General features: G+C 43.0%; 18 protein-coding genes. 14 read left to right on the forward strand and 4 right to left on the reverse strand.

Translation table 11 applies throughout. The features are described 5' to 3' along the window. Positions 1 to 47: 47 nt before the first annotated feature. From ON05_RS36515 to ON05_RS36560, 10 genes are all read left to right on the forward strand, one after another. Positions 48 to 1,136, forward strand: a complete 1,089-nt coding sequence (locus ON05_RS36515) for a class I SAM-dependent methyltransferase (protein ID WP_010476990.1) — start codon at positions 48 to 50, stop codon at positions 1,134 to 1,136. Positions 1,137 to 1,139: 3 nt separating this feature from the next. Further along, entirely contained in the window at positions 1,140 to 1,337 is a 198-nt protein-coding gene (locus tag ON05_RS36520; protein ID WP_139025981.1) for a hypothetical protein, read from the forward strand. A gap of 34 nt (positions 1,338 to 1,371) precedes the next feature. Beyond that, complete coding sequence (locus ON05_RS36525; RefSeq protein ID WP_010476993.1) at positions 1,372 to 2,274, forward strand: alpha/beta hydrolase; 903 nt, start codon at positions 1,372 to 1,374, stop codon at positions 2,272 to 2,274. A gap of 170 nt (positions 2,275 to 2,444) precedes the next feature. Continuing rightward, positions 2,445 to 3,059: a dihydrofolate reductase family protein gene (locus ON05_RS36530; RefSeq protein ID WP_010476995.1), complete on the forward strand. Its 615-nt coding sequence runs from the start codon at positions 2,445 to 2,447 to the stop codon at positions 3,057 to 3,059. A 67-nt stretch (positions 3,060 to 3,126) separates the two neighbouring features. Continuing rightward, entirely contained in the window at positions 3,127 to 3,501 is a 375-nt protein-coding gene (locus ON05_RS36535; RefSeq protein ID WP_236619072.1) for an alpha/beta hydrolase, read from the forward strand. A gap of 222 nt (positions 3,502 to 3,723) precedes the next feature. After that, positions 3,724 to 4,182: a hypothetical protein gene (locus ON05_RS36540; protein ID WP_010476998.1), complete on the forward strand. Its 459-nt coding sequence runs from the start codon at positions 3,724 to 3,726 to the stop codon at positions 4,180 to 4,182. A gap of 583 nt (positions 4,183 to 4,765) precedes the next feature. After that, positions 4,766 to 7,330: a hypothetical protein gene (locus tag ON05_RS36545; protein WP_010477000.1), complete on the forward strand. Its 2,565-nt coding sequence runs from the start codon at positions 4,766 to 4,768 to the stop codon at positions 7,328 to 7,330. 159 nt (positions 7,331 to 7,489) lie between these two features. After that, positions 7,490 to 8,710: a hypothetical protein gene (locus ON05_RS36550; protein WP_262562714.1), complete on the forward strand. Its 1,221-nt coding sequence runs from the start codon at positions 7,490 to 7,492 to the stop codon at positions 8,708 to 8,710. Positions 8,711 to 9,217: 507 nt separating this feature from the next. Further along, positions 9,218 to 9,481, forward strand: coding sequence for a type II toxin-antitoxin system Phd/YefM family antitoxin (locus ON05_RS36555; protein ID WP_010477003.1), 264 nt, complete (start codon positions 9,218 to 9,220; stop codon positions 9,479 to 9,481). A gap of 9 nt (positions 9,482 to 9,490) precedes the next feature. Further along, positions 9,491 to 9,805, forward strand: a complete 315-nt coding sequence (locus ON05_RS36560; protein ID WP_010477006.1) for a type II toxin-antitoxin system RelE/ParE family toxin — start codon at positions 9,491 to 9,493, stop codon at positions 9,803 to 9,805. Positions 9,806 to 9,865: 60 nt separating this feature from the next. On the opposite strand, the gene ON05_RS36565 is transcribed toward ON05_RS36560, so the two are convergent. The 4 genes from ON05_RS36565 to ON05_RS36580 all read right to left on the reverse strand — a co-directional run bounded on the left by ON05_RS36565 (position 9,866) and on the right by ON05_RS36580 (position 15,152). After that, positions 9,866 to 10,678: a DUF928 domain-containing protein gene (locus ON05_RS36565; protein ID WP_029315445.1), complete on the reverse strand. Its 813-nt coding sequence runs from the start codon at positions 10,676 to 10,678 to the stop codon at positions 9,866 to 9,868. A gap of 27 nt (positions 10,679 to 10,705) precedes the next feature. Further along, positions 10,706 to 13,078 (reverse strand): CHASE2 domain-containing protein, encoded by a 2,373-nt coding sequence (locus ON05_RS36570; protein WP_175307260.1) that lies wholly within the window; start codon positions 13,076 to 13,078, stop codon positions 10,706 to 10,708. A 134-nt stretch (positions 13,079 to 13,212) separates the two neighbouring features. After that, positions 13,213 to 14,187 (reverse strand): DUF1822 family protein, encoded by a 975-nt coding sequence (locus tag ON05_RS36575; RefSeq protein WP_010477012.1) that lies wholly within the window; start codon positions 14,185 to 14,187, stop codon positions 13,213 to 13,215. A gap of 20 nt (positions 14,188 to 14,207) precedes the next feature. Further along, complete coding sequence (locus tag ON05_RS36580) at positions 14,208 to 15,152, reverse strand: hypothetical protein (protein WP_010477013.1); 945 nt, start codon at positions 15,150 to 15,152, stop codon at positions 14,208 to 14,210. Between the two features lie 314 nt (positions 15,153 to 15,466). Between ON05_RS36580 and ON05_RS36585 the strand changes: the two genes are divergently transcribed. The 4 genes from ON05_RS36585 (at position 15,467) to ON05_RS36600 (ending at position 19,328) form a co-directional block, all read left to right on the forward strand. Beyond that, a complete protein-coding gene (locus ON05_RS36585; RefSeq protein ID WP_262562715.1) occupies positions 15,467 to 15,754 on the forward strand; it encodes a calcium-binding protein in 288 nt (95 codons plus the stop codon). Then, entirely contained in the window at positions 15,724 to 16,530 is an 807-nt protein-coding gene (locus ON05_RS36590) for a calcium-binding protein (protein ID WP_396151094.1), read from the forward strand. The genes ON05_RS36585 and ON05_RS36590 overlap by 31 nt, the downstream gene beginning before the upstream one ends. Positions 16,531 to 17,209: 679 nt before the next feature. Further along, the gene (locus ON05_RS36595; protein WP_085945226.1) at positions 17,210 to 18,151 is read left to right on the forward strand and encodes a calcium-binding protein; all 942 of its coding nucleotides are present in this window, start codon (positions 17,210 to 17,212) and stop codon (positions 18,149 to 18,151) included. Positions 18,152 to 18,704: 553 nt separating this feature from the next. Beyond that, entirely contained in the window at positions 18,705 to 19,328 is a 624-nt protein-coding gene (locus tag ON05_RS36600) for a hypothetical protein (RefSeq protein WP_010477020.1), read from the forward strand. The last annotated feature ends 10 nt before the right edge of the window (positions 19,329 to 19,338 follow it).

Genomic DNA, 19,338 nt, shown 5'->3' on the forward strand with positions numbered 1-19,338 from the left:
TGCGGCAAAGACTGCATAATCATTCATCGATCGATCAGGAGAAATCTATGACTGCTCTTACCCACATTCCTCAATCCTTTAATACAACCAAGGCCGAAGCCTTTACCAATCAGCTTCTCGATACCCTCAACGGGGGTGCGATCTCTCTGATGATTTCCATCGGTCACCGCACGCGACTGTTCGATACGATGGCCCACCTACCGCCCTCCACCTGCCAAGCTATCGCCGATGCCGCTGGTCTACAGGAGCGCTATGTGCGCGAGTGGTTAGGGGCAATGGTTACAGGACAAATCATTGACTACAACATTAGCGATAAGACCTATCATCTACCTGTCGAACATGCAGCCTTTCTGACTTGTACGGCATCACCTGACAACATCGCTGTGATTGCCCAATTTATTCCTGTGCTGGGCAGCGTTGAGGATCAGATTGTGGACTGCTTCTACAATGGCGGCGGCGTTCCCTATTCGGAGTACAAACGGTTCCATCAGGTGATGGCTGAAGATAGTGGTCAAACGGTGGTAGCTGGCCTGAGTGAGCATATTCTGCCATTGGTTCCTGGTCTAGTCACTGATCTAGAGCGTGGCATCCAAGTGATGGATGTCGGCTGCGGCAGCGGTCGAGCGCTCAATGAGATGGCCAAGCTGTTCCCTAAGAGTCAGTTCTTCGGCTATGACCTCTCTGAGGAAGCGATCACCACTGCCAATATGCAAGCCCAGTCGTTGGGATTAGATAACGTCCAGTTTCATGTTCGTGATGCTGTTGCACTCCATCTATCTGAGCAATTCGATTTGATTACGACGTTTGACTCTGTTCACGACCAGGCAAGGCCAGATGTTGTGCTCAAGAACATCTACCAGGCACTGCGAGCTGATGGCGTCTATTTAATGCAAGATATCCGCGCCTCCAGCGAGGTCGGCAACAATATCGAGCACCCGATTGGACCGTTGCTGTACACCATCTCCTGTATGCACTGCATGACCGTTTCTCTATCCGCTGGCGGCATGGGCCTCGGTGCAGTGTGGGGTGAAGAAAAGGCGCTGCAGATGCTAGAGGAAGCTGGATTCAATAGCGTAGAGATTAAGCAACTTGAGCATGATTTCCAGAACAATTTCTACGTTATCAAGAAGGTCTGAATCATGTGCCAAATTTGTCGCTTAGGACAACGCCATCATCCATCCCGGCGTCCCGCATCTTTGTTAGATACAAGTCAGTTCTCAACCCTGGTGGTCACTGACCGTCGCCGAGATTCGATCTCTCCCTCACCTCCGCCTTCTGCGCTTAGGGAACTATCAATCGTCCTGACAAGTGGTACTACACCTGTTCAAAACGCTTAGCGAGAGTCAGGTAATCGCAAATCGGAGTATAACCATGAGTCAAAAAGAACTTGAACAAATCATCACCCAGCTTCAAGACCTATCCTGGGGCAATACCCTGGCCGAGATGCGGGCAAATTTCACCAGTGGGTTTTCAATGCCAGCCCATCCCACGGCTGAAGTTCAACCTATGACCGCCAGTGGCGTTACGGCGGAATGGATTACCTGCCCAAACAGCAGCACAGATCGCGTCATTTTGTACCTCCACGGGGGCGGCTTCATCATGGGATCACTAGCAGCCTACCGCCGTCTTGCTAGCGATCTAGCTGCAGCCGCTGGTGCCAGCGTTTTACTTCTGGACTATCGTCTCGCACCTGAAAATCCCTATCCAGCAGCTCTAGAGGATGCCCTAACTGCCTACCGCTGGTTAATCGAGAACCAAAACTTCCAGCCCAAGCAAATTTCTATTGCAGGAGACTCGGCAGGCGGAAATCTTGCCTTGGGGCTACTACTCTCCCTCAAGGAGAAAGCAAGGCCACAGCCTGCCTGCGCTGCCTTGCTTTCTCCCTACTGCGACCAGACGAGAACCGGATCAACGATGGTGAGCCATGCTGATAGAGATCTGATGGTCACGGCTCCTCTGCTGGATACTATTGCAGACTGTTACGCTCCGGGAAAGGATTTAAGATCGCCCCTCCTCTCACCGCTGTATGCCGATCTCTTTGGCCTGCCTTCACTGTTGATTCATGTAGGGGCAAGCGAGGTCCTTCTAGATGACGCCTTGCGATTGGCCCGTCAAGCAGGATTAGCAGATGTGCCAGTCACGCTCAAGGTCTGGGCAGACATGATCCACTGCTTCCATTTGTTTGCACCTGTACTTGAGGAAGGACGAGTGGCGATCGCCGAAGCAGGCGCGTTTCTATCCAAGAGAGAGGTATTAGACGACACATTACTATAATCCCTTTGGGCAAGATATTAGGCACCCTAGATTCAGGAGTTACACATCAGTCCTTCGTATAACCAAAGTTAGGTCGCTCGTGCTGTCTGCAGAGACATAATTGAAAACCACTTGACCAAGGTAAGAAATTTGCAAAGGTAGTTCGTTCAACATCACTAAAGGAGAGAAAATTGCGAACACTAACATACTACGTAGCTTGTAGCGTTGATGGATTTATTGCCCATGCTGATGGTTCGCATGATGGATTTTCCCAAGACAGTGAGTATTTCGCAAGTCTATTTGCCTTGTTTCCAGAAACGGTTCCATCTCATCTACGTAATGCAATGGATGTTAAAGGTGACAACAAATGGTTTGATACTGTCTTAATGGGGCGAAAGACCTATGAGGTGGGTTTGAAAGAAGGCGTTACGAGTCCTTACTCGCATATGAGGCAGTATCTTTTTTCTCGCAGCACAGAAGAAAGCCCAGATGAAAATGTTCAACTCATTTCAAAGAATACTATTGACTTTGTCCAAACGTTAAAGAGTGAGACAGGTAAAGGGATCTGGCTTTGTGGAGGAGCGAATTTGGCAGCCGAACTTTTCGAAAATCGGTTGATTGATCAACTAATTCTCAAGATAAATCCTTTTTTAATGGGTTCGGGAATTCCACTTTTTTCTGGGGCGATTCAGCAGACAGATCTAGAACTTACTGATCGCAAGATTTACAACAATGGAGTCTTGTTACTTTACTACAGAGTGAAGTGCTCAGATGAAGACCGGGTCAACGATGGCGAGCCATGCTGATAGGGATCTGATGGTTACGGCTCCTCTGTTGGATGCCATTACAGACTGTTAAGCTCCGGGGAAGGACTTGCGATCGCCCCTCCTCTCACCACTGTATGCAGATCTATCTGGCCTACCTCCGCTCTTGATTAATGTCGGAGCAAACGAAGTCAATGACGCTTTGCGCTTTGTTCGTCAGGCGGGATTAGCTGATGTTCCGGTTATGCTTAAGGTTTGGGCAGAGATGATTCACTGCTTCCATCTGTTTGTACCTCGGTTGGAAGAAGAAAGAATTGCGAACGCCGAAGCAGGCGCATTCTTCAAACACTATTGTTTACCCTTGAATAGCTATGGACAACAAAGGCGATCGCCAATACGCCAGAAGACTGAACCAGAAGAGATGATGCAGGTCGCGTCGATGCTAAGCAAGCCACTGTATTACAGACGAGATTTTGCTCTCTGAAAGAGGGTTAAGCCTGAAGGAATTGCCTTTCAAATTAAACCTTAGTTGAAGCCGCTCTATTGTCAGAGCGGCTTTTTTCTGAACATCTCGGGAATGCTTCAGAAACGCTTTTGGGACGCTTCAGAAACGGTAGGTTAATTATTCTGATTTCAGTTGAGTTGAGAGAGCCATATATACCTCTTTCAGCAATGGTAAACACAACCTAAATAACTAGGAGAAATCATGAAACGTCAACTTATCGCACTTAGTCTTTTAACTGCGTCAGTTTTGCCATCTGTTATGGCACAGGTGCCTGCTAATGCCCTAACTAATTTCACGATTGATGAACAAGAAGGTCGCTCAAAAAATATTGGAACATTAAAAGATAATTCTCAATACATTCTTAGAGGAGTCTTTGGTGGAAATCCTAGTGATACAAAAGATTCTTTTTCATTCTTTGTTCCAAAGAGAGGGACATATACGTTTGTCTTTGCACCATCAAACCCTAGTGACAAAATGACGAATCAAAATATGACCGTTAACTATAGGCTAAGAGGTTCTTCTGTCAAAAAAGGCTCAAACAAACAATATTTGGAGCTGTCCCTTGCTCCAGGTAGCTACAGCATTGATCTGTCAGGTCAGTCTAGTTTGTCTGCGGGTACATTCGTTAAGCATCAGGTCCATCTGATTACTCCTCGGTAGCTATTTAGTTAACTAATACGTGGTCAGGGCTAATTCACCCTGACCACCAGGGCAAGCGCAAGAATCAATAACGCATGAATATTCTCATTATTACTAAGAATAGTTTCAATAGTATGGGCCAATACAAGCGATTTTGAGCTGTGATCTGGCTTCTAAATCACACTTTGGTCAAAATTTTCTTGCGCTTACCCTGACTCTTTGAAGAGATAGCTAAGCTGAACCATTTCTGTAACCATATTTATTCAACTCTCTATCTCAATTTTTTTTGAACTCATTTTTCTGAATTTAGAACAATCATGAATTCTAGGATTACACCCTATTAGCCCACCGCAGCTACTTCGTCTGGTCAAGACGTCGTGCAATGTCCTCTGACTGGTTAGAGACCATCGTATCCTCCCCTTCTTAGCAATGCTTTTTGCCGACGCTTTAACCACGTCATTTTTCTCTCTTTATAAAAGCTAATCAAATTAGTGCTTAGCAATGCCTAAGCCCGTGTTCGCCATCCTCTCCTTAATCGACGGAGGTCGATAGGATTTGCCTGCAATTTTTTCGAGAGCTTCACTCTTCACTTGTAGTCTTTGCGATGCAACACTTTAAGACTTTTTATCACTCACTCTTTCTGACACCTCTCGTTGTTAGTCTAGCCATCAGTTCAGGGCGAGCAACAGAGGTAATTCAGTCTAATCTTGCAACAAACCAACCTTTAGGTACCCGAGATGCTCTAACTTTTGAACTTGATCAATTACCTACTCCTACAGAAGGCCAACTCGCTCTCTTTATCGGTAAAACCGATGTGACTACATTGATCAATATCGAAGGTAATCGGCTTATTTATAAACCAAGTCTACTCCCACTACCAAACGGAAAATCATACGCCACTCTTTACCTCATCACCCCCGAAGCAACTCGTCGTCCCATTGCTCAGTTTCTACTTGTTGTTGAGGACCAGCTAGCAGCCACTTCTCCAACCGTATCTGAGTTCCGAGGAAGCAGCCCCATTCAACTCAATCTTCCTTTTACTGATGTTTCCCCCTCCCTTTTTAACCAGTCCCCTAACGAGGCACCCTCCCTCACTACTGACAACCCAACATTGTCAGAAACGGATGAAACAACACCTGTTCCTGAAGAGAAAGACCCAACATTAGAAATAGACGAAGCCAATATATCTCAGCAGTCAAAGTCTTCTTCTACACGGAAAGAGCCAGTCATTGAAACAGCAGAAAGTAACAATTCCAATTCCTCTGAAGACACTAATACATCATCAACCGCAGAGCTAACGGAGACACCTAACTCCCAAACATCCGAAACATCTTTTGTCAGTGAAGAGACCACTGATGAACGGGATGTTTCTCTGAAATCTCGGTTTAACATCTCTACCAATTCTCAGCTACTAGAGAGCACCAGTGGTGATGCCCAGCCATCGGATCGCCCCGTTTTCATCGACACCAAACTCGAAGCGGGGTTCGACCTCAAAGCCAAAAAAGGCATCTGGGAACTTAACGCCACGGCTAATTTTTTAGGGGTCACCAACCCAGAAGAAGCCCTTCGATTTGGCAAGTTAGGGAACCAAGCGCCTCGCTTTGACTTGAGTGACTACATCATAGAGAGCACCATTGGCCCCGTCACCTTGTCGTTGGGCGATCAGTGTTATGGCAATCACCCCTTACTGATCGATAACTTCTGCAGTCGCGGGGTGGGTTTAAAGGCCAAGATTAGCGATCGCATCGACATATCCTTCGCCACCCTCCGTTCCACAAGCATTGTCGGCTTTGGGGATATCACTGGTCTCCAGGACTTTGGCAATACCCTCACCGCTGCGACCTTGGGCATTGACCTCGTCAAAAATAACGCCGAGGGAGTCCGCTTCGAACTTACCTATATGGACGGAGTTCGCAAAGCAGAGGACAACTTTAATATCGGCGAAGTTGTAGATTCGGAAAAAAGCAATGGCTTTGGGGTTCGTTTGCGTGGCAGCGATAACAGCGGACGATTTCGATTTGATGCTGCCTGGGCTCGCAGTCGCTTTACCAATCCTAGTAACGATAGCCAACTCTTGTTTGACAATGTGCAGAGTAACGACGGCAGTTTTGGTGAGAATGATTTTGGGATAGATAACAGCTTAAATACTGATTCCGACCCTCTACTGAATAATGTCGCTGCAGAATTAAATCAAATCAGACCTGTCCCTGTAGAAGCCACCACCAAGACCGCCTACTCCCTGGAAGCTAGCTACAATCTGTTTCAAAATCTCAGCTTGGGCAATGATAAAACGTTTTCCTTAAGCATTAACGGTCGCCATGAGCGGATTGCCGATCAATTTCAAAGTTTAGGAGCCGCCGTTAGCACCGGACAGCAGCAAACCTTAATAGGTTTTAATGGCGAACTGGCGGGAGCCAACTTTCAATTCGAACAATCTTGGCAAGAAGACAACCTGGATAACGTCGCTACCATCCTCAAAACCAAAACTCGATCAACCTCCTTCAGTCTGGGGTTACCCCTCAAATCGATATTCAACACGGAAAAAGCATGGGTCCCTAATCTTAACTATTCCTATCAGCGAGTCCATCAATTTGGAGCCAATGTCCCCGTACCAGAACTATCCGGGTTTGATCCAACCGAAATTCCAGACCAGATCAGTATCAACCATCAGCTGAGTGCTGAATGGTCTAGCCAAAACTGGTCTCTTAGCTATAACTTTTCCCATTCCTCCCAAGACAATCGTCAGCCTTCCAGGGAATTAGCCGATTTTAGTACCACAGATCATCAGTTAGCTTTCTCCTTACAACCCACTTCAACCCTGCAGCTCAATGTGGGCTATGGACTCAATCGAGCCAAAAGTATCGAAGAAGGCATTACTCGCGTGACCCATGGTCCTACTCTCGGCCTCACCTGGCAGTTTTTACCCAACGCTTCCCTGGCCCTGAACTACAACCTGACGATCAATAGCGACTCTCTGAACCAGAGTTTTGCCCGCAGTGATGCGTTGGAAGCAGCACTAAATTGGCAATTCAAGGTTGGTCAGTCAGGAACTGGTAACGCTTTTCTTCGCTTTAGCCGCCAAACCAATCTCAATCGAGATAATCAGTTTGGATTTAATTCCAATGCCAAGACCACGACCGTTACAACAGGTGTCAGCTTTAGTTTTTAAGGTGCAAATCCAAGGTGATTAAACTGAACGGTCTTTGTTACCCATGTCCCCTTGAATAAACCACTCAAAAATCTACCTTTTTCTATGGTTGTTTCCGAGCGATCTCATTCTATGTCTACACTAAAGTTGCCTCTCATTATCTCCAAATCATGGATGGCTATGGCTTTCAACCAACGCTTTGTCCTCGCTACCCTCACGACTCTCGTCTTCACATTTCCAGCCAGGGCAGTGACAGTCAGTCCCAAGGGCGTCAATGTCAGAACGTTTGGCCCCTCTACAACCTTTCTCACCTTTATTGGCCTGCGTCCTGATCAGCGTCCTGCTGAAGGGCTTTGGTGTGGAGAAATCAATGCCAATCAATCCTGCCGTCCGGGTACGGTATTTGGCCGCCTTCCCAGTCGAAGTAATCTTTCAACGCGGAGTGGTCCCAACGGCCAAAATCTGACTGACATCATGACCATTCCCCCTTCCATCGCCCGCCGTGCCTATCAGGATGCCTTACGGGGAAATTCCTCGGAGTTTTTCTACGTCCGTCGGTTTGTGAGCGCGAACGGTCCAGATGAATTTGTAGCTGTCACCTGTCGGCTAGCGGGTGGAGGTGCCCGTACTCCCCTGGCACTCACCAACGTCAAGCTAGAATTTGCTAACAGCTCTACTAAAACGATCACCGTCATCCCCCGTAATTCAGAAGTCCCTCCAATACAGGCTCAAATTCGCTACAACGGCTCTGGCTTGCTTAAAGGACGTTGGGAGGTAGTCCTACCAGGTGAACCTCCACCTTCTAGGAGGGACCGCTTAACGGAAGCTAGCCTACCCATTGAACAACGAGGCACTCAGCGTCGCTATACCTTGGTGGAGCGATTCAGTCGCTTTTTGCCCCCTACTGGTCAAGCGGTACTTGAAGGCCCCGATCCGTCTAGACTTCCCAAGAGTGCCAGCGGGTTACATTTAATTCTCCTTCGCATTGAAGCTACCGCTGACCGAGAAGGGAATTCTTTGACAGGTTTTGGCACTGTAAATTCAGGAGGTGTTGCTGGGTTTCCACTACCGATCCTGCGCTACTATGTCTCAGCCAAAACACAAATGTCACCGATGAACTTGCTATCACCAAAAGGCTCTGTCTCTCCCCAACAGCCAATCACATTTGAGTGGCAAGCTGTTCCTGAGGCTCAGTTTTATCGGTTAGATGTAAATCTTCTGGACGGGAGCAAAGTTATATCTGCAATAGCAACTCAAACACACTACGTCATGCCTGCTGATCTCCTCCAAGGTAAGAATTTTGCGATCCAATGGAATGTCAAAGCCTTGGATAAAAATGGGAAAGTACTGAATACCTCTGACTGGACCCTTCTGAATGTGCTTAACACTCATCATGATTGACAAATTCCTACTTGTATATTTTCCCTAACTTGTTTTAGATTTTTTGTCTAACTAACCTAAAGCATCGGGCACTGTTTTGATAGGGAGTGATAGGGGTATCAAACCTAAATGCAGAAAGACTTTTAGGAGTTTCCGATTTAAAACAGCTAGAACACTGTACTGGCAAGAAGTCTCGCGGATTTATCACTCCTTAAGGGAACAGTTCTGAACATAAAATATGTGTCTAATATTTTGTGTTGGCATCAAAAACGAGTGTTTTTAACACTAAATCGCTTTAAGATAGTAAAAAAGACCAAAAAAATTACCTAAAACTTATTTAATATGCTTTTACGCTTTATTTATACTTAATTCATTGGTGAGTTGCATATGCATGGTTGTCCAGTATCAGTTCTCTTACTCGGTATCAAAGATAATTCTGCAGGGAATATAGGCTGACAATGGGTTTCTCGATAATTAGTTTCGATTAAAATGTTACATTAGAGTGTACACTCTAATGTTCAGTTGAGCATGCCCAAATTTTTAACCATTACTGAAACTCGAAAGCAACTACTGAATTTACCAGAGCTATTGACTGATGAACCCGTCATCATCACCAAGCATGGTAAACCGGCAATGGTTGCCCTAGGATATGAACAGTTTGAGAGCATCATGGAAACTCTGGAAGTGCTCTCTGACCCAGAGCTGATGAATATTTTGCGACAAAGTCTGACTCAGGCGGATCAGGGTGAGACGGTAGCGCTTGAAGATGCGATCGCAAGATTGGGATTTTAACGCCCAGATATGGAGTTTCACATTGAGTTGACAGAACTTGCCCTGGAGATGATAGGTGCAATCAAAGATCGGCGCGAACAACAAGGGATTATCAATCGGATTCAAAAACTTAAGAGTGAACCCCTTCAACAGGGAAAACCCTTAACGGGTGATCTTAAAGGCTTGTATAGCGTTCGGGCCGTCAGTCAACGGTATCGGATTGTATACCAGGTGAGGTTAGAGAAAATTATTGTGGTCGTGGTTGGTGTAGGTCGTAGAAAAGAAGGTGATAAGAAGGATGTCTATGCTTTACTGAAGAAGCTACTCAAGCGCTCGGATGGCTAGCTGAACTGAAATAAGGGCTGCGTATATTTGGAGTTTGTGGGGTGAATTTCTCGACCTTTTTTATTGTTCAGAGGTGCAGCAAGTAGAGATGGGTTCTCCAACTAGATTTTTGAGACCAACGGACTGAAGAAGGGAGTGCCAGTACTGGGGATCTTCGCGAGAAAGTTCTGCCAAGATTGTGAGTGTATCGTACCAAATACCAGCTTTAGCTAAAATACTAGCTAATTTGCGGGGGTTGTGAGTGTGATCATGATTTTGGAGATTCACTGGTATTGCAATGCGTTTGATACGGCCTGATATATATGCATCTCCTGAAGGATTTTTGGGGTCTAGTCTCAGTAATAAGTGCCAGCGATAGGTCTTATTAATTTCCAAATTTTTCGAGAGCTCGGGACGATAACCGATGATTCCTGGAACACCACTGAATTTGAGAGTATCTTCTAGAAATATTTTATTTCCGTCACTGTCAAACAACTCAAAAAATACTTGGTGAATAGATTTAGAGGAATAGGGGATGTAAAACCATAGTGTTGGTTTTTCTTCCAAAGTGAGTCCCCAAGAACTCGAATCATCATTATCAGATAAGTGGTTTGATGGTACTAAAGCCATTAATTGCTGATCAGTGCAAAGAACCTGTGAATTATCTGGTCGAGCTTTACAAATCCGTCGTGAACCTCCTCCTCGAGGGCGATCTCGGGGATCACTTGATTCATCTGTATCTGGTTGACGAAACTTGATGAGGACAATATTCTCAGCTTGTCTATCTGACTGTTTCTCATTTGCAAACACAAAATTTTGTTGCATCGAAATACCTTTCACAGATAGAAGCAAAGTTCCAAGACACCATAGTATAGAAATCTGAGATAGATGCATATATAACCTCCTATCACAAAGCAATCGCTATTCAGAGTGTTGGATCGCCGTTGCGCGGATTCGTCGCCACTTCGAAACGACAATAAGACTAGATATCATTGCTATCAACGTAGGAATTAGAGGAAGCCATCCTGCCTGGAGTATAAATAAGTAGCAAAGTCCCATTAAAAGTGTAAACGCCAAGATTGCGACACCAGCCAACCGTATTGGCCGCATTTCGACTGCAGCGACCAGTGCACCAATGAAAGCCCAACCCCAAATCCAAATTGCTTCTCCCCACTCTGGCATCCACCATAAGAGAGGTCGCTGGTCTTGCACTGCACTTAGAATTTGGCTTATCATCTGTGCTTGCACTACGACACCAGACAGTTTCCGTTTCGCCGTTGTTTGACTTCGGCTAAAGGGTGTTAGCCAATCATCACGGCTAGTAAGGGCTGTAACTCCCACTAAGATAATGCGACCTTGAAGTTGTTCTAGCCTTTGTTTTGGGATCTTATTTTGAATTAAATCTCGCAACCGTAAGGTTGGTGCTATATCTTGAGGTGAACGCAGGGATCGATAATTGAGAAGTATTTGGTAGCCTGCGGCATCTAGATTTTGGTAGCCTCCAGCATTAGGAGTGAGGCGCGAGAATGTTACATCGCCGAATTTAAATTCTTTTGCAGGGGTGAGTTCATATAGAACTTTGGCTTTTGTCTCCAAATAATGGAGAGCCATTAGCAGACTAAAGGCATTACGAGCAGTACATCTCGAGTCAAAACTCGGATTTTTCATTGCTATTAAATGACGTCTAAGTACATCATCAGGATCAATCGTTATGTCACTGAAGCCCACATAGTCTGGGGGGATATTGGGTGGAGGATCAACACCACTAGGATCACCATCATCAACAGAAGGAACTTTGCAAATAGCAAATAGTGGCCACTTGGAAGCTTTGATACCAGATTGAACTTTGGTGTTCAAGGGGGTTGAACGATAGATATCAAGTCCTACACTATGAGGTTGAAGCAGGTTAAGTTTCTCAGTTAGAAGTGTCCACGCTTGGGGGGAGAGGGAGTTACTAAGCTGCATTCCTTCTCGTTCTTGGTAGTGAATATCGGCATCATCGATGGTAATAATAAGTAACCGCTCGTCTTGAGGTTCAGGTGGTCGAAGTTGTAGAAGCGTATCATAAGCCCAGAGCTCAGTTGTGGTTAGCCCCCCCAACCAACGAACACCAAGGGTCAGTCCTGTTATTAAGGTACTCAGTGCGATCACACTTCCAAAGCGCTTGATAGGGGGATTAGTCCTTTCCACCTCTATAGAGGGCTGAATATTACTCACCTTCTTATCAAGTAATTGTTGCCATTGGGGTGGTACTGCTGCTGGGTGCTGAAAAATGATAGGTAGCCAACTCGCGCAGGGAAAATCTTTTTCAAGACCTTGTAAGCGTTCCCGAGCTTGCCGTGTTGCAAGATAAAGGGATGCTCCCTGAGCATACGCATATAAAAAATACTTGAGGAAAGCATGAGCTACCTGGTCAGGAACGGGTTCGCGCATGACAATCATCTGGGGAATCTGTAGTTCTTCTAACGAATAAGCTAGTCCCAGACCATCACAGGAGTTAAAAATAGCGAGCTGTAATCCATGGTTAATGGCCTGCCGGAGACCATACTGAAGTTCACTCAGTGGCAATGTATCAGTAGAGTTAATTGAAATCTGCCCTTCATGAGCTTTCGTTTGACTATGACCGGCAAAAAATAGGACATCCCAAGGCTGTTGCCAAAGATGCTCATTGAGGTCTTTGCGCTGAGGTTCGAGGAGTAAAGTGACCTCACCATTTGGCAAAGTATTCAAGATTAGACGGTCTGCATGGGTATCAATACCAATACTGTGACCGACAATCGCCAAAATTCTTACTTTGCGTTGTGATTTTAAAGGGAAATGAGGTGGTAATTGCTGTCTAAATGAGACAGCAGCAATAGCCACTTCTGTTTTGGGATAGCAATCTACCACATCCCATAAATGCCAGGGTAGTTGATGAAGCTGAGGATCTGAAGTCCGAATTAAGATTCGGACTTGGTCTTCTCGATTTAATATTTCTCGTATTAGCTGATCGATGTTTCGAAAAGATTCTGCTGTAAGCCATTGTGTGAATGCTTTCGCTAAGTTTTTTGCAGTGTTTCGGCATTCTTCAACAATATTTTTCGCACCTACATAAATGATTTGCTGGGGTTCAATCCTTGCAACATGCTCTAAGAGTTGGTAACTCTTTTTCCATTTCAGTAAACATTGTTCGAGTTTGGGTGAAGGTGGTAATGCACCTTGTAATTCTGCTTGAGGACGCTCTGCTTCACGGCCAATGGCCAACATACAATGGAAACCTTGAAGAGGGAGATCTCCATCAAGTTGTATGGTCACGAGCTTTTTCATGGCATCAAAATGAAAGGTGTGGCTATTCCCTCATTAGTCTGGTGAAGATAAAAAAGAAGAGGGAGATAGAATTGGGAGACTGCTCTGAGAGCTACATTCCCTCTCAAGTTGGAAAAACAGTGCTATGAAATAAAGGTTTCGGTTATTGTGCTGCCATCTAGCATCAATTGCAACTGAAAATGTTCATCTTTAACACTACTAAATTTTAATTGTAGTGCTTCTGTTCCAAGTGACTGAGCATGCATAACCTCTGTTCCATCATGATCGAGAACACTGATGTGTAAATTATCAGGTAAACGATCGTGGGGTTTTATCGCTTTTACTTGAGTATAAATATTGAACATTTCCTCTGAAATTTTTTGAATTCCAACTTGTAATTCAACGGTTTTAGTATGAGGTTCTTGCCCTAAACAGTAGTGCTTAGAGCGACTTACTATTGGGCCACCAGTAATATCTTCAGCTACAGTCTTAGCAGACTCACGAAAATCAAACACATAGTTGGGTCTTGAAATAAACGATTCTGCAAAGTAAGAAATGACTTTCCAGAGACCAAAGTCACCATCTGTTTCTAACCATTGCTGCAATTGTGTAACTAAAGTCTCGTCAGAATGGATAGTTAGCCTAGAAGTTAAGGTATTTAGATGTACCCCAAGTTGTTCTAAATTTTGTAATTCGTTGAGGGGGATGGCCTGATCAGGGATTGAGGCTACGAAGCCCAGGAGAGTCGCTGAACGTAGTGAGTTATCAAGCAGAACAGCAATTCCAGCAGCACTATTTCTTGGGGTTTCTGGCGGAAATTTTAGATGGGTACCCCATGGTAACACTGGGCGACATTCAAGAGTTCCTATTTGAGTTAACTTCAGAGAAGTAGTGTCTAATAATGTTTGTTGAACGGGATTCCAACTCTGGCTGGCCTCAAGATCCGTTTCAATTTCTAAGTAGTCTAAGTATTCTTTTACGGCGTAGACAGCTAGAGTATTAAGATAGACCTGTTTAGCTTTGGCAGGATTAATCTGCTGCTTCCGAAAGTTCTCAGCATATCGGTGAGCAGTTAACGTTAGGGCAATAGTAAAAGTCAGTGGGTTTACCTGCGTCATGGTCTAAGATCCTGAGATAGTTACTGAAAGTTATCCTTAAAGATAGGGGAAAATTTTTGACAACACCGTTGGAAAAAACTACTTAAGGTAGGAATTTTAATTTCGAATTTTTCAGAAATCTCCTCCCAGCTACTAGTATCAAATCTGGCTAGTGCGATCGCTTGAAAGCTAGCATCAGGACGATGACGAATGTGAGTTTGACTAAAGATCCCTTCAGGGTCAATGGCAATATACTCCCGTACATCATTAGCGATAGATGATATTTCTGGTGGCTGAGAAAGCTGTTCTAGATCATTGAGATTAGGGAGTTCCTGCGTTTGGTAATCGCTAAAAGTACGTCGGCATTCAATAAGAACTTTATCAAGTCGAAAGTTGACCCAGTTCATAAACTTTTGAGATTTTCCTCGATGAGGATCGTAGGTTTCAATGCGACGACATACATAAGTTAGTGTTTGATTCACAGCTTCTTCGTAGAGTAGCTGATAAAACTGAGGACTAAACTTAGATCGGTGGGGACGAATAAGGCGGTCTGATAAACGAATTGCTTCAACCAGCTCAGTTAACGCATGGTGGCGCTCGAGTGTTTGAGGTTCATGGTGCTGAGCCTCGAGGGCAATTCGTTTAAGGAGATCGTCGTCAACGCTATCGTGACTAGCCTCCAGCAGAAGGTTTGAAGCCCACTTGCGAATTGGAGGTTGGTCAAGAGTATAGGTGTTGATTCTTGCATCAAGTTTTATCAATAAGTGAGCGCGAATTCGATCGCAAATCTCAAGATAAATACCTGAGAGCGGAGCTTGGTTAGATGGGCGACCGATTCTACGCGATCTTAAAATTTCACTAGCAAGCTGATTTAAAGCAATGTGCCCTTCATGGCTATGAAGGGCGTGATTCTGGGCTCTTCTAACGAGTTGAATCAGTGGCTCCTTTGATTTCGGAAAAGCTTGAATTGTATCGCTAATACCCATAGAAAGTTATACAGTAGCTACATTTTGTCAACTGATTTGAACAGGTGATTAGATTTTTTGTATATATTCATTACCTCTATAGCATCACTTTAAATAACTCATTGTAATCAAGTATGAATTATGCAAATTCATGAAAAATGTTGAGAACTGACTGTTGAAATTTTCTGAAGTTTCTATTGGTTTTGCAGTGAAAAATTGAATCTCCGGTAGAAAAATCTTTTTTTGAATTTGCATAATTTTCTGTGCTCGAGAATGAGTCACGGGTATCAAGCATCTGCTTAGTCTTGTCCAACGAGAATTAATGGAAAAGAATCATGAAAACTGCATACACAAACGGTAGTGATGCCAATGACAAGTTACAAGGCACCGATATCAGGGATATTATGAACGGTTTCGATGGTGACGATTCTCTTCATGGTGAAGGTGGAAACGACAGACTCAATGGAGGAACTGGCAATGATTATCTCGATGCTGGCAGCGGCAATGACTATGCATTTGGTGGGGGAGGTAACGATACTTTAGCGGGACGTAATGGTAACGATAGGTTGTTTGGGGGATCGGTAACGACAGAATTGCGGGTGGGAGAGGTAACGACTTCCTAAGCGGTTGGTTTGGTCGAGATAATATTAGCGGCGATAGTGGGAATGACACTATCCTCGGAGGTGATGGTAATGACACTCTAGATGGTGGCTTAGGGCAGGATTCGATTAATGGTGGTGCAGGTAATGACTTGATTGAAGGCGGGGATGGTAACGATCGATTGTTAGGTGATGCTGGTGATGATACTTTGCGAGGAGGTGATGGTCAGAACTTTCTATTTGGTGGCATTGGTAACGATCTCATTGAAGGCGGAGATGCTCAAGATACACTTTGGGGTGCTACTGGAAATGATGCTCTCAGTGGATTTGATGGAAATGACCAACTATATGGATGGTTTGGTAATGATGAGCTCCGTGGTTTAAACGGTGACGATATATTAGAAGGCTCAACAGGAGACGATACGTTGTGGGGGGGCGATGGCAACGACACAATGAACGGTGGTGAAGGTGATGATAGATTCTATGGAGGAGATTTGCTATTTACCGGAGTTAATACAGGAGTCGATACATTAACCTCAGGTAGTAACGCGGACAGCGATTACTTTAGCACCGTTTCATATAACGGCACTGGATATGGAATTATTACGGACTTTGACATTGTAGGAATAGAGTATGACACTATCGCTGTCTCGATACCTTATTCAATTACCTATGGCAGCTTTGCCGGCGACGCTAGAATTGATACTAAAATTTTCGAACAAGGGAATGCAAATAATACTATCGTTATCCTTCAAGATGTTGAGCTTTCTCTAGCGTCTGCTGATAAATTCATAATTTAGTATTGATTGAATGAACTTTGTATTAGTCTCTTGACGAGAGCAATGAAGCCAAATAGTTTCTTTGTTAATGAGCTTCAGTTTAACTAGATATAGAATGATCTAATTCTTGTTAGGCAAGGATTGAAAAATTAGATCTTCTTAGAGGCCTACACTTGAATAAAGCTTATAGTTCAATAACTTAAATATTGAAATTGACTGAGATAATAATTCGATTTTCAATAACTTCATCACGAGTGATGAGGAGATGAAATAAGTTTTATTCTTGAATAGACCTCTTGCATAATTCAACTAACGATACGGTAGAAGACTAAAATCCGAGTCAGATCGCGGCATTTTTTTCATATGTAGCACATCATGAAACTAATATTGCAAGAGGTCTAATATGTGGTTTTTAATTTAAGTCTATATTCTTGCTGCAAATAGCAGAGAAGGTACTTCTACTAGAAGAAAATACAAATAGTTACCTACGCTTACTTTCTGATTTATAAAAAGTAGGATAACTATTTGTATTTTCTCTTGGTATTTAAAAAGAAAAAATTTTTCATGTTTTGCATAAAAGAAAAAAAATGTACTGAGTTACTTTCAGAGATAAGCATTTCGATCTGAATATAATCGTCTGGCTTCTCTAAATTAACTTTCTATTTGATTAACATTCACTAATCCAAAAGGAGAATTTGAGATGGCTCTTATCATAGGAAATAGTAATTCAAATAGCCTCTCTGGGACACCCATTAATGATGTCATGTATGGTCTTGGCCGGGATGACAGAATGTCCGGGAACAACGGAAACGACGTCATGTTTGGCGATCGTAAACCCCGTTCTTTTCCCACTTTCCCATTAGAAATTGCTGGCAATGACTATATGGATGGAGGTGCAGGTAATGATCGGCTGTATGGTGATCCTGGGGATGATACTCTTCTGGGAGGACTAGGTGAGGATACATTATCTGGTGGAATTGGAAATGACCTTCTATTTGGGAATAGTGGAAATGATGTCTTACTAGGTGGCTCAGATAATGATCGTTTATTTGGTCAAGATGGAAACGATCGGATTGAAGCTGGTTCTGGCAATGATTTTGCATTCGGCGGTAATGGCAATGATGATATTTTCGGAAATGCAGGAAGTGATTTTCTGAATGGGAATGCTGGTCAAGATCGCCTTTACGGTGGTTCTGGCAATGATCGTCTCCTTGGGGGTAGTGGGAATGACGTTCTTGTCGGAGTTGATCAAACTGCTTCAAATCCTGGCCAAGGAGAAATAGACAGTTTGACTGGTGGAACTGGTCGAGACAAATTTGTTTTGGGTAACATCGGTGATGTTTTTTATGATGATGGTGTTATTTCTCCTGATAATCAAGGTGAAGCAGACTATGCTTTAATTACAGACTTTGTACCTGGCCTAGATACCATCCAGCTCAATGGGAATGAGAGCTATATTTTGCAAACTGTTGATATTGGTGGCGGCGGTACGGGTATTTACATTGATCAAGGGCTCCAAGGAATCATTGATCCTCCCAATAGTGAGTTTTTCCTTGGTAGAGAACTCGTTGGTGTGGTTCAAGGTGTTGATCTTGGTGAACTCACTGTTAATGATGGTGGCCAACTAACAACTATTACCTAGTTTTGGTATCCATTAGTATAAGTTTCTGTTTTTAATTCCTCAACAATAGATAAGTGATTGAGGGGAAAAGATAGTTTAATTACTTAACTAACTATTTCCCTTCAACCACATCTATTCTTTATATTCTCACCAAATTGACATCAAAAATCTTTGTCATGAATCGATATTTATTATAAAAAAATTTCAATTATCTAAATTATCAAAAATATTTAAAACCGAAGATTATCCTATAAGCTATACTCTGGAATCTTAGTTTGTGACTAGCTTAATTTCTATTTATATATTAACTCTATTACCAGCTATAAAACTATCGTAAATAGATAACTGCTAGTAATAGGTCCATTTTTAAAATAGTGAGTCAATCTCAAAAATTTTTTCATATAAAAACAAGATAATATAATTTATAGTAAACAATATTTTTAGTACGTTTTTTTAGTGAAGTTAATACTCTATTGGCTTTTATTCTGTGGAATTTAAATTGCATTAATAAAAAAGATCTAGTAACTTATTATAGAGTGAATTTATTAGTAAACTCTTTAAAGGAGCTTAGGAAATGAAAAAAATAAATAAATGCTTGATTTCTGGGACAACCATCTTTTTTCTGATGGGAATCTTAATTAAACCTGCTGAAGCTAAAGGAGGGAAATATTCAACTAGAGTTCCTTTTGATTGTATCCCACAAAGTGAATCGATTGAATCAATTAGAGCAAGTGAAACAAGTGAAACTGAGACTGCTAAGATAGGAGTAAAATTTAATCTTCATACTACTGATAAAAATGAAGTTCCTGCAATAGATTTCAGTGATTCTTCTACTCAAGGAAAATTTAGTAATGTAATTTCTTCTTTTCTAGTAACAATAAGTTGTAATCAGACTTTAAGCTTTAATAGAGGAGATTTACATGCTAATATTTTAAGCTCAAAAAAAGAAATAGAATACAGGATTTTATCACAAGACAAAAAGATTCAACTATTGCTTTTCGTCCCTATCAATAGTGATAAAAGAAGAAGTAGAAATTGCTCAATCAGGAAAAAATCGGACCGGTCTAAAGCAGTCAATAATTTATATCACATTGATTCAACTCGGCTATTATTGTGTGCCACACGATCAAAAATAATTAATAAAGGGAAAGAACTTCATATTGCCCCAATTGAAAAACGAGAAGAACTAGAAGAATGATGAAAAATAT

The organism is Acaryochloris sp. CCMEE 5410, from assembly GCF_000238775.2.
Lineage (GTDB): Bacteria > Cyanobacteriota > Cyanobacteriia > Thermosynechococcales > Thermosynechococcaceae > Acaryochloris.